This is a genomic window from Streptosporangium minutum (assembly GCF_002149035.1).
In the GTDB taxonomy this organism is placed as follows: Bacteria; Actinomycetota; Actinomycetes; order Streptosporangiales; family Streptosporangiaceae; genus Streptosporangium; species Streptosporangium minutum.
Genome location: NZ_NGFP01000013.1, coordinates 57,637 through 67,514, shown reverse-complemented (window position 1 = coordinate 67,514; position 9,878 = coordinate 57,637). Strand labels below are relative to the sequence as shown.

General features: G+C 71.7%; 7 protein-coding genes. 4 read left to right on the top strand and 3 right to left on the bottom strand.

Going from position 1 to position 9,878, the window contains the following annotated elements; all coding sequences use genetic code 11:
• On the top strand, nucleotides 1–1,021 hold a 1,021-nt coding region (locus CA984_RS05075), incomplete at its 5' end, for a dolichyl-phosphate-mannose--protein mannosyltransferase (RefSeq protein WP_086568680.1).
• Here CA984_RS05075 and CA984_RS05070 read toward each other — a convergent pair.
• Nucleotides 969–2,498: a hypothetical protein gene (locus CA984_RS05070; protein WP_086568673.1), complete on the bottom strand. Its 1,530-nt coding sequence runs from the start codon at nucleotides 2,496–2,498 to the stop codon at nucleotides 969–971. The two genes, CA984_RS05075 and CA984_RS05070, sit on opposite strands and share 53 nt — an antisense overlap.
• A 101-nt stretch (nucleotides 2,499–2,599) precedes the next feature.
• Here CA984_RS05070 and CA984_RS05065 point away from each other — a divergent pair, with 101 nt between their 5' ends.
• From CA984_RS05065 to CA984_RS05055, 3 genes are all read left to right on the top strand, one after another.
• Nucleotides 2,600–3,820, top strand: a complete 1,221-nt coding sequence (locus tag CA984_RS05065; RefSeq protein ID WP_207620736.1) for a glycosyltransferase — start codon at nucleotides 2,600–2,602, stop codon at nucleotides 3,818–3,820.
• 25 nt (nucleotides 3,821–3,845) lie between these two features.
• Entirely contained in the window at nucleotides 3,846–5,627 is a 1,782-nt protein-coding gene (gene metG / locus CA984_RS05060) for a methionine--tRNA ligase (protein ID WP_086568671.1), read from the top strand.
• Between the two features lie 172 nt (nucleotides 5,628–5,799).
• A complete protein-coding gene (locus tag CA984_RS05055) occupies nucleotides 5,800–6,660 on the top strand; it encodes a TatD family hydrolase (RefSeq protein WP_086568669.1) in 861 nt (286 codons plus the stop codon).
• 51 nt (nucleotides 6,661–6,711) lie between these two features.
• On the opposite strand, the gene CA984_RS05050 is transcribed toward CA984_RS05055, so the two are convergent.
• Both CA984_RS05050 and CA984_RS47685 read right to left on the bottom strand, forming a co-directional pair.
• Complete coding sequence (locus CA984_RS05050; protein ID WP_086568667.1) at nucleotides 6,712–8,085, bottom strand: FG-GAP-like repeat-containing protein; 1,374 nt, start codon at nucleotides 8,083–8,085, stop codon at nucleotides 6,712–6,714.
• Nucleotides 8,082–9,737, bottom strand: a complete 1,656-nt coding sequence (locus CA984_RS47685; RefSeq protein WP_278248983.1) for a serine/threonine-protein kinase — start codon at nucleotides 9,735–9,737, stop codon at nucleotides 8,082–8,084. The genes CA984_RS05050 and CA984_RS47685 overlap by 4 nt, the downstream gene beginning before the upstream one ends.
• Nucleotides 9,738–9,878: the final 141 nt, after the last annotated feature.

Below are 9,878 nucleotides of genomic sequence, written 5' to 3'. Positions count from 1 at the left end.
CCTGATGTTCTTCGTCCTGGCCGGGTTCGCCTGCCTGGTGGTCGACCGGGACCGGGCGCGTGGCCGCCTGGTCGACTGGTACGAGACCTCGCCGCTGAGCGAGCACGGCCCGTGGCTGGGGCTGCGCCCGTGGCGGATCGCCGCCGGGCTCTGCCTGGGCGCGGCGTGCGCGGTCAAGTGGTCGGGGATCTTCTTCCTGGTGGCCTTCGCGGTCATGTCGCTGATCTGGGACGCCGGGGCCCGCCGGGCGGTCGGGCTGCGCCGGCCGTACGGCGGGATGGTCGGCAAGGACCTGCCCACCGCCCTCACCGCCATGGCGACGGCTCCGGCGATCGCCTACGTGGTCTCCTGGAGCGGCTGGTTCGCCTCCCCGCTGGGCTGGGGGCGCAACTGGGCCCAGGCGACCTCGCAGGGACCCGCGTACTTCGTCTTCGACTCGGTCCGGTCGTGGCTGAACTACCACTTCCAGGTCCTCGGCTTCCACACCGACCTGGCGACCCCGCACAGCTACCAGTCGGAGCCGTGGAGCTGGCCGTTGCTGCTGCGCCCCGTGGCGTTCTTCTGGGAGACGCCCAAGAGCGGGTGCGGGACGGAAAGCTGTGCCCAGGAGGTGCTCGGGGTCGGCACCCCGGTCATCTGGTACGGCGGGCTGGCCGCGCTCATCGCGATGATCGCCTGGTACGTGGCCACCCGCGACTGGCGCGCCGGAGCCGTCCTGCTGGGCTACGCCGCCGGCTGGCTGCCCTGGTTCTACTGGGCCATCGCCGACAACCGCACCATGTATCTGTTCTACATGATCCCCATGGTCCCCTTCATGATCCTGGCGATCGTGCTCGCCGCCGGCCTGGTCATCGGGAAGGCGGACGCCGCTCCCAACCGCAGGGCGGTCGGGGCCGCGTTCGCCGGGGCCTTCATGATCCTCGCGTTGATCAACTTCGCCTGGCTCCACCCCGTGCTCGTCGCCGAGGTCATTCCGCACGCGCAGTGGTGGGCGCGGATGCTTTTCCCGCGGTGGGCCTAGCGAACCCGCGGCGCAGCGAGATCGCGGCGGCGAGGCAGGCCAGCGGCACCGCGGGCAGCAGGTAGCGGTAGTCGAACTCGGCGGTCGCGGCCGGGGCCAGGATGAGCCCGAAGGCGGCCAGCCAGGGCAGGAGCACCGGCCCGCCCAGCTTGCGCCAGCGCACCGCCACCCCGGCCAGGCCGATCAGGAGCAGGACGCCGACGGCGATGCCGGGCATCCGGACCGTCCGCTGGTAGGCCTGCATGAAGGAGGCCCACGGGTCGTGGACCTGGGTGCCGACGACGCTCGGCCGGCCGCGGATCTCGGCGGTCGGCAGGCTCGGGTCGTACTTACGGGCGTCGGTGTCGGTGTTGCCCTTGTAGGAGGCCCAGGCGGGGAGCACCTTGTCCTCGAAGGAGAACTCGTACTGCTGGAAGGTCGCGTAGTCGGGGAATCGCGGCCGGTCCCAGCGGAAGGCGCGGAAGAAGTCGAGAGCCACCCGGGCGAGGTAGTCGCCGGGCTGGGACATGATGGCCCGCCTGGCGAACGTCCCGGCGGCCTGGTTCATCTGCGGGGTGAACGTGCTGCCCGTCCCGAAGGCGTGGAAGCGCTGGCCGCCCCTGGCCCACCACAGGTAGTTCTGTCCGGAGAAGCTGCGCTCGCTCGGCGGGTCGGTGATGCACAGCAGCGCGATCTCAAGATCCTTGCGGGGGTCGAGCTCCATCTTCCTGCAGTCGGCGAACAGCGCGGTCCGCATGTAAAGGATCGCCCCGTCGCTGCTGGTCATCGAGAAGGTGCCGTGCGCGGAGGCGAACCAGCCCATGTAGGCGACCACCGGGATCGCGCACGCGGTCAGCATCGCCGTGACCGGCTTCCAGCCGGTGCGCTTGATCAGCATGTAGGCGCCGACCAGGGCGAGGATCGGCAGCCCGATCGACCGGGTCAGCGCGGTGAGGGCGAGCAGCAGGCCGATGACCGCGCCGAGCCGCCAGGACATCTTCCGGTGCCAGAGCACCAGCGTGACGATGCCCACGACCAGCAGCATGAACATCGTGTCGGACATGATCAGGTGCTCGAGCTGGATCTGGTAGGCGTCGAACAGCACCGGCACCGTGGCCAGCGTCGCCCCCCAGCCGGGCAGGCCGAACCTCCTGCGCAGCAGCGCGTAGACCAGCACCGCGATGGACAGGCCCATCAGGTGCTGGACGAAGGCCACCAGGCCGAAACTGTGGAAGGGGCGCAGCAGGAGGAGCCAGAAGGAATAACCGTTCGGGCGCAGGGCACTGGGCCTGTCGGGGTTGACCGCCCCCGACACGTATTCGAAGGAGTCGTTGAACCACAGCGCCGGCCCGTACCCGAGCATGGTGACGACACGCAGCACGAACGCCAGCGACAGCGCGGCCACGAACACGCGGTGGCGGCGTAGGAACGCCCACAGACGTGCGCTCCAGTCGCCTGGAGGCGTCTCCAGACGTGCTCGTTCGGCGACGGTCACCATGCATTACAGGATGCCAGTCGTTTCACGGAGTTGACCCGCGCAGTAGACGATAGAGGGCATCATGATGAGATTGGCCTGTGCCGTATACGAGGGGTTGAGACGTGGAACTGACCGTGGTCATGCCTTGCTTGAATGAGGCGGAGACCGTGGAGACCTGCGTACGCAAGGCACTGGCCTGCATGCAGGAACACGGGATCGACGGAGAAGTGCTGATCGCCGACAACGGCAGCACCGACGGCTCGCAGCAGCTCGCGCGAGACGCCGGGGCCCGGGTCGTGCATGTGGACGCCAAGGGGTACGGCAACGCGCTCATAGGCGGCATCCGCGCGGCCCGGGGCCGGTACGTCATCATGGGCGACGCCGACGACTCCTACGACTTCACCGCGCTGCTGCCGTTCGTCGAGCAGCTGCGCGACGGCGCCGACCTGGTGATGGGCAACCGGTTCAAGGGCGGCATCGCGCCGGGCGCCATGCCCCCGCTCCACCGCTACCTCGGCAACCCGGTGCTCTCCTTCATCGGCCGCCTGTTCTTCCCCAGCGCCATCGGCGACTTCCACTGCGGGCTGCGCGGCTTCCGGCGCGACTCCATCCTCAAGCTGGGCCTGCAGACCGGCGGCATGGAGTTCGCCAGCGAGATGGTGGTGCGCTCGACGCTGTCCGGGCTGGACGTGCGCGAGGTGCCCACCACGCTGTCGCCCGACGGCCGCTCCCGTCCGCCGCACCTGCGCTCCTGGCGCGACGGCTGGCGTCACCTGCGCTTCCTCATGCTCTACAGCCCGCGCTGGCTGTTCCTCATCCCCGGCATGGTCCTGATGACCCTCGGCCTGGTCGCGGGCGCCACCCTGACCTTCGGCCCGGTCTACATCGGCAAGCTCGCCTTCGACGTCGACACCCTGGTCGGCGCCTCCGCCGCGATGGTGATCGGCTTCCAGGCGGTGCTGTTCGCGGTGTTCACCAAGGTCTACGCGGCGGAGGAGGGTTTCCTGCCCGAGGACAGGCGGGTGCGCAAGCTCGTCGACATCGTGACCCTGGAGAAGGGCCTGGTCGTCGGAGGCCTGCTGGCCCTGGCCGGTCTCGGCGGCCTGGTCGCCTCGCTGGTCCACTGGCAGACGCGCAGCTTCGGCACGCTGATCCCGTCGGAGTCGCTGCGTCTGGTCGTGCCCTCGGCCACCGCGCTGATCATGAGCTTCCAGACCATCTTCGCGGCGCTGTTCGTCAGCATCCTCGGTATCCGCCGCACCAGGGAGACTCCCATCGACGTGGCCGCCTCGGCCGCCGAGGAGGCCGCCGAGGCCGTATCCCGGGAGAGCACCAAGGCCTGAGCCCGCGTCCCTTAGGCTTGGCATCATGTCCCAGCACATCTTGACCGCCGTCGCGTGGCCTTACGCCAACGGCCCCCGCCACATCGGGCACGTCTCCGGATTCGGCGTGCCGTCCGACATGTTCAGCCGCTACCAGCGGATGGTGGGCAACAAGGTCCTGATGGTGAGCGGGACCGATGAGCACGGCACCCCGATCCAGGTGCAGGCCGACAAGGAGGGCGTGAGCGCCCGCGAGCTCGCCGACCGCTACAACCGGGTGATCGTCGAGGACCTCCAGGCGCTCGGGCTCTCCTACGACCTGTTCACCCGGACCACGACGGACAACCACTACGCCGTGGTGCAGGAGATCTTCAAGGGTCTCTACGACAACGGCTACATCTTCCCCAAGACCACGATGGGCGCGATCTCGCCGTCCACCGCCCGCACCCTGCCCGACCGCTACATCGAGGGCACCTGCCCGATCTGTCACTACGACAGCGCCCGCGGCGACCAGTGCGACAACTGCGGCAACCAGCTCGACCCGATCCAGCTGATCAACCCGGTCAGCAAGATCAACGGCGAGACGCCGATCTTCGTCGAGACCGAGCACTTCATGCTCGACCTGCCCGCGTTCGCCGAGGTGCTGGGCTCCTGGCTGCAGTCCAAGCAGGGCGAGTGGCGGCCCAACGTGCTGAAGTTCGCCCTCAACCTCCTGGGCGACCTGCAGCCGCGTGCGATGAGCCGCGACCTCGACTGGGGCGTGCCGATCCCGCTGGAGGGCTGGAGCGACCAGCCCAACAAGCGGCTCTACGTCTGGTTCGACGCCGTCATCGGCTACCTCAGCGCCTCCATCGAGTGGGCCCGCCGCTCCGGCGACCCGGACGCCTGGCGGCAGTGGTGGCAGAGCCCCGACGCCCGTGGCTACTACTTCATGGGCAAGGACAACATCGTCTTCCACGCCGAGATCTGGCCGGCGCTGCTCCTCGGCTACAACGGCCAGGGCTCCCGGGACGGCAAGCCGGGCGCGCTGGGCGCGCTGAGCCTGCCGTCCGAGGTCGTCTCCAGCGAGTTCCTGACCATGGAGGGGCGCAAGTTCTCCTCCTCCCGCCAGGTCGTCATCTACGTGCGCGACTTCCTGGCCCGCTACGACGCCGACGCGCTGCGCTACTACATCGCGGTGGCCGGCCCGGAGAGCCAGGACACCGACTTCACCTGGTCGGAGTTCCTCAACCGCAACAACGGCGAGCTGGTGGCGGCCTGGGGCAACCTGGTCAACCGCTCGATCTCGATGGCCGCCAAGAACTTCGGCGTCATCCCCGAGGCGGGCGAGCTGACCGACGCCGACCGGGCGATGCTGGAGCGCAGCCGCGCGGCCTTCGCGAAAGCCGGCGCCGAGTTCGAGGCCTCCCGGTTCAAGAACGCCACGAACGAGGCGTTCGAGGTCATCCGCGAGGCCAACCGGTATCTCGCCGAGCAGGAGCCGTGGAAGATCAAGGACAACCCCGAGCGGGTGAAGTCCATCCTCCACGTGGCGCTCCAGGTCGTCGACGACGCCAAGACCCTGCTCACCCCGGTCCTGCCCAGCTCCTCCAACAAGATCTACGCGATGCTCGGCGGCACCGGCGTGTGGTCGGGAATGCCGGAGATCCAGGAGGTCACCGAGGAGAACGGCCGGTCCTACCCGATCATCACCGGCTCCTACGAGGGCGCCGCCCGCTGGGAGTCCACCCCGATCCGGCCCGGCACCCCGCTCGCCCCGCCGACCCCGCTGTTCACCAAGCTCGACCCGAAGATCGTCGAAGAGGAGCTCGCCCGCCTGGCCGGGTGACGCGCGCCGGTCGGTCCGCCTGGCCGGGTGACGCGCGTCTGTCCGCCCGGCCTGGCGGTGTGCGCCGGTCCGAACGGGGTCGTGCGCTGGCCCGGACGGGTAGCGCGCGTCCACGGCCCGCGCCCGGCGGTCCCGGCGCGGGCCGTATCGGCTCCTCGGTAGGTTGGGTGCCGTGAGCACGACGAAGCTTCCCGCCGTCCCCGAACCCCTGGCCGCCGAGGTGTTCGACAGCCACTGCCATCTGGACATCATGGTGGGCAACCGCCAGGCGTCCTCGGGAGACCCCGTCGCCCTGGCCGCCCAGGCGGCTCAGGCGAGCGTCGAGGGGATTCTCCGGGAGGCCCGCTCGGTAGGCGTGACCAGGCTCGTCACGATCGGCTACGACCTGCCGTCCTCGCGCTGGAACGCCGAGACCGCCGGGCTCCACGCCGACGTCTACGCCGGGGTGGCGATCCATCCCAACGAGGCGCACGCCTCGACGCCCGAGACCCTCGCCGAGATCGAGGAGCTGGCCCGCCTCCCCCACGTCAGGGCGGTGGGGGAGACCGGGCTCGACTACTACCGTGACTGGGCGTCCAAGGACGACCAGCACGCCAGCTTCCGGGCGCACATCGAGATCGCCAAGCGGACCGGCAGAGCCCTGGTGATCCACGATCGCGAGGCCCACGACGATGTGCTGCGCGTCCTGGCCGACCAGGGTGCCCCGGACGTCGTGGTCTTCCACAGCTTCTCCGGCGACGCCGAGATGGCCGGCCGGTGCGCCGAGGCCGGTTACTTCATGTCCTTCTCCGGCCCGGTCACCTACAAGAACGCCGGTTATCTCCGTGAGGCCGCGGCGGTCGCGCCCAAGGAGCTGATGCTCGTCGAGACGGACGCGCCCTACCTCCCGCCGACCCCGCACCGGGGCAAGCCCAACGCGCCCTACCTCATCCCCCTCACGCTGCGCTGCCTGGCCGAGGTCAAGGGGATGGAGCCGGCCGGGCTCGCCGAGGCCATCAGCGCGAACGGGGAGGCCGTCTTCGGCGCCTGGTGATCCGCCCCGGCACGGACGGGACCAGTCCTCCGGTGGCAGAGGTCAGCCGGGTCAGCCCACCGCGGCGCCGAAGTCGGCCGGGCCGCCGCCGTCGAGGGCGGGCACCTCGCCGGTCCCCGGCGCGAGCGGGATCCCGGTGGAGTCGTTGCGGCCCAGCAGGGCCACCGCTCCCGAGCCGTTCCGGTCCGGTGCGCCGACCACCAGGCGGTTCCCGCTGAACCCCACCGACCAGCCGGCGCGGTCACCGGGCCCGCCCCGGCCGACCAGCCGGGTCCGTCCCGGATCCCGCACCGGCACCAGCCGTACGCCGCCCCGCTGGCCGGGCCCGTCGAACGGGACTCCCACGGCCAGCCGGGCGCCGCCCTCGCCGGTGAAGGCCAGCGAGAAGCCGTATCCTTCGCCGGCGGCGCCCTCCGCCCCCTGGTCGAAGACGCCCGCGGGGGTGATCTCCGCCGTGCTGGACGCCTGGAAGAGATGGACCAGCCCGGAGTCCTTCACCCGCCCGCCGTCGCCGAGCGGCGCGCTCACCGCCAGGTAGCCCACGTCGCCCTCCTCGGCGTAGGCCATCGCGTAACCGAACCGGTCGCCCGCGTCCGCGTCGACGATCTCGTGCAGGTCCCATTTCCTGCCGGCGTATCCGCCCCGGGCAGTGCGTACGTCGAAGAGCACGGCGATCGATCCCGAGTCGAGCATGCCCTCGCCGTCCTGCCGCCCCAGCCCGTCGTCGTTCTCGTAGGGCGCGCCGACCGCGAGGTCCTGCTCGCCGGGGACACCGCCCAGCCTGCCGATCGCCACCGACCAGCCGAACATGTCTCCGGCCTCGCTGTTGCCGGAGACGCCCTCGCTGTCCTGGGAGATCCGCCGGCCCTCGCCGAGCGCGCCGGTCTCGAACAGGTAGGCCGCCCCCGCGTCGGCCACCCCGTCGGCGTCCTCGTATGGCGCGCCGACCGCCACCAGGGTGCCGCCGGAGGCCAGGGACCAGCCGAAGTGGGCCTCGCGCTCCGGCCGGGGGGCGACCAGCCGGACCGCCGTGCGTCCCGCCCCGCCGTACACGGCGTAGACCGCGCCCGCGTCCCGCAGCCCCGAGACGTCCGCGTACGGCGCGCCGATCAGCAGGTCCGCGCAGCGGTCGGCGTCGAGGTGGGTCAGCTTCACCGACCATCCGAAGCCGTCGCCCGCGCCGGGCTCGGGAGCGCTCACGACCGTCGCGCCCTCGCCCCGCCCGAGCAGCACGTGCACGGCGCCGGCGCCGGCGATCCCGTGGTGGTCCGCGAACGGGTCGCCGACCACCGCGTCGTCCGTGCCGTCGCCGTCGAAGTCGCTCGCGCTCGCCCCCGAGCAGGCACCGGAGAGGGCGGAGGCGGTCCCGGCGGCGGGTGGCACCGCGAGCATGGCCGTGACCAGCAGGGACGCCAGAAGCCTCAAGAGAGCCTCACCTCGATCTCCGATCCCCCTTCGATCACGCGGCCGGTCAGCTTCAGCGGCTTGCGGGCCGGCGGCAGGTCGTAGACCAGGACCCCGTCCGCCCTGCCGCCGGGGGCCAGGGTGCCCGGCAGGCCCGTCGAGACTGGCTCCGGGCTGTGGGTCGCGCCGCGGTCGTCCACCAGGATGAGCGGGGTGCTGCTGATCGGTGCCGCGGTCCCCGCGGTGTTGAGCAGGGTCCACCGGACCGCGCAGAACCGGCCGCGGACCGGGGCGGTGCCCTGGTAGGCGGTCAGGCCGCACCGCGGGGCCTGGGAGATGATCAGCTGCGGGTCGTCGAGGAGGGAGCCGGTCGCGATCCGCCTGCCCACGTCGGTGACGCCGGCGGTGGCGACGGCCGCCGGCCCCTGCCCGGCCTCGTCGCCCGTGTTCACCAGCACGGCGACCGTGACGGCCAGGGCCGCGGCCACGGCCGGCACGGCGAGCAGCCGGCGCCTGCGCGGCGACCGCCCGGCGGCGGCCGTACCGGGCGGGGCCTGTGCCGCACCGGGCGGGGCCTGTGCCGCACCGGGCGGGGCCTGTGCCGCACCGGACGGGACCGAGGGCTGGGCCTGTGCCGTACCGGGCGGGACCGGAGCCAGGACGGCGGACGGGGCCGTGAGCGGGTCCGGGGCGGAGGAGACCGAGGGGGCGTTCACGCCCAGCACGCCGAGGGTCTGGGTGGAGTCGGGCTCCACGTTGGCAGGGGGCCGCCACGACCGGCTGAGCATGTCGCCGGCGATCAGGGTGGGCGGATCCGCCGGGGCGGCGACCGGCCCGGCCGGTGCCGCGATCCCGCCGCCGACCAGGGCGAGCAGCAGGTCCTGGGCGGTGGGCCGCTGGTAGGGGTCCATCGCGGTGGCCCGGCGGGCCAGGTCGTCGAGCGGAGCGGGGAGCGCGCCCAGGTCGGGCGGGCTGTTGAGCAGCCGGGTGGCCATGGTGACCAGGTCGCCCCGGCCGTAGGGGTGACGGCCGTTGCCCGCGTAGGCGACCAGGCATCCCCAGGCGAAGACGTCGGCGGCCGGGGTGATCTCCAGGCCGCGCACCTGCTCGGGGGCCCACCAGCCGGGGCTGCCGAGCACCTCGCCCGACTGGGTGAAGCTCTGGGTGGAGTCCAGGGCGCGGGCGATGCCGAAGTCGATCACGCGGGGCCCCGACATGGACAGGATCACGTTGGCGGGCTTGAGGTCGCGGTGGACCAGCCCGGCGACGTGGATCGCGGCCAGCGCGGCGGCGACCCCGAGGGCCACCCCGTGCAGGGGGCCGGCTTCGAGCGCGCCGTGCTGGGCGATCTGACGCGACAGCGGCGTGCCGGCGATGTATTCGGTGACCATGTACGGCCGGCCGTCCCCGTCGTTGCCGTTGTCGAGCACCTGGGCGGTGCAGAACGAGGCCACGCGCCGGGCGTTGCGCACCTCCGCGTGGAACCGCGCGGCGAACCCCTCCTCGATCGCGAACTCGGCCTTGACCATCTTGACCGCCACCGGCCTGCCGGTGGGGGCCAGTGCGAGGTAGACGGTCCCCATGCCGCCTTCGCCGAGGCGGCCGAGCAGCCGGTAACCCCCGACCTGCTCCGGATCGCCGGGGCGCAACCCTTCGGCACCGGGCTGGTTCACGTCCTCATCACGGGGCGGATTCCCTTCCTCACCGACGATCCCCCGTACGGCAACGTTATCCACAACGGGACCTCCCGTGTCCATCACGCGTCGTCGCAGTGTGTTCGATGCGCGAAACTTGTCGGATGACGTGGGGAGTGC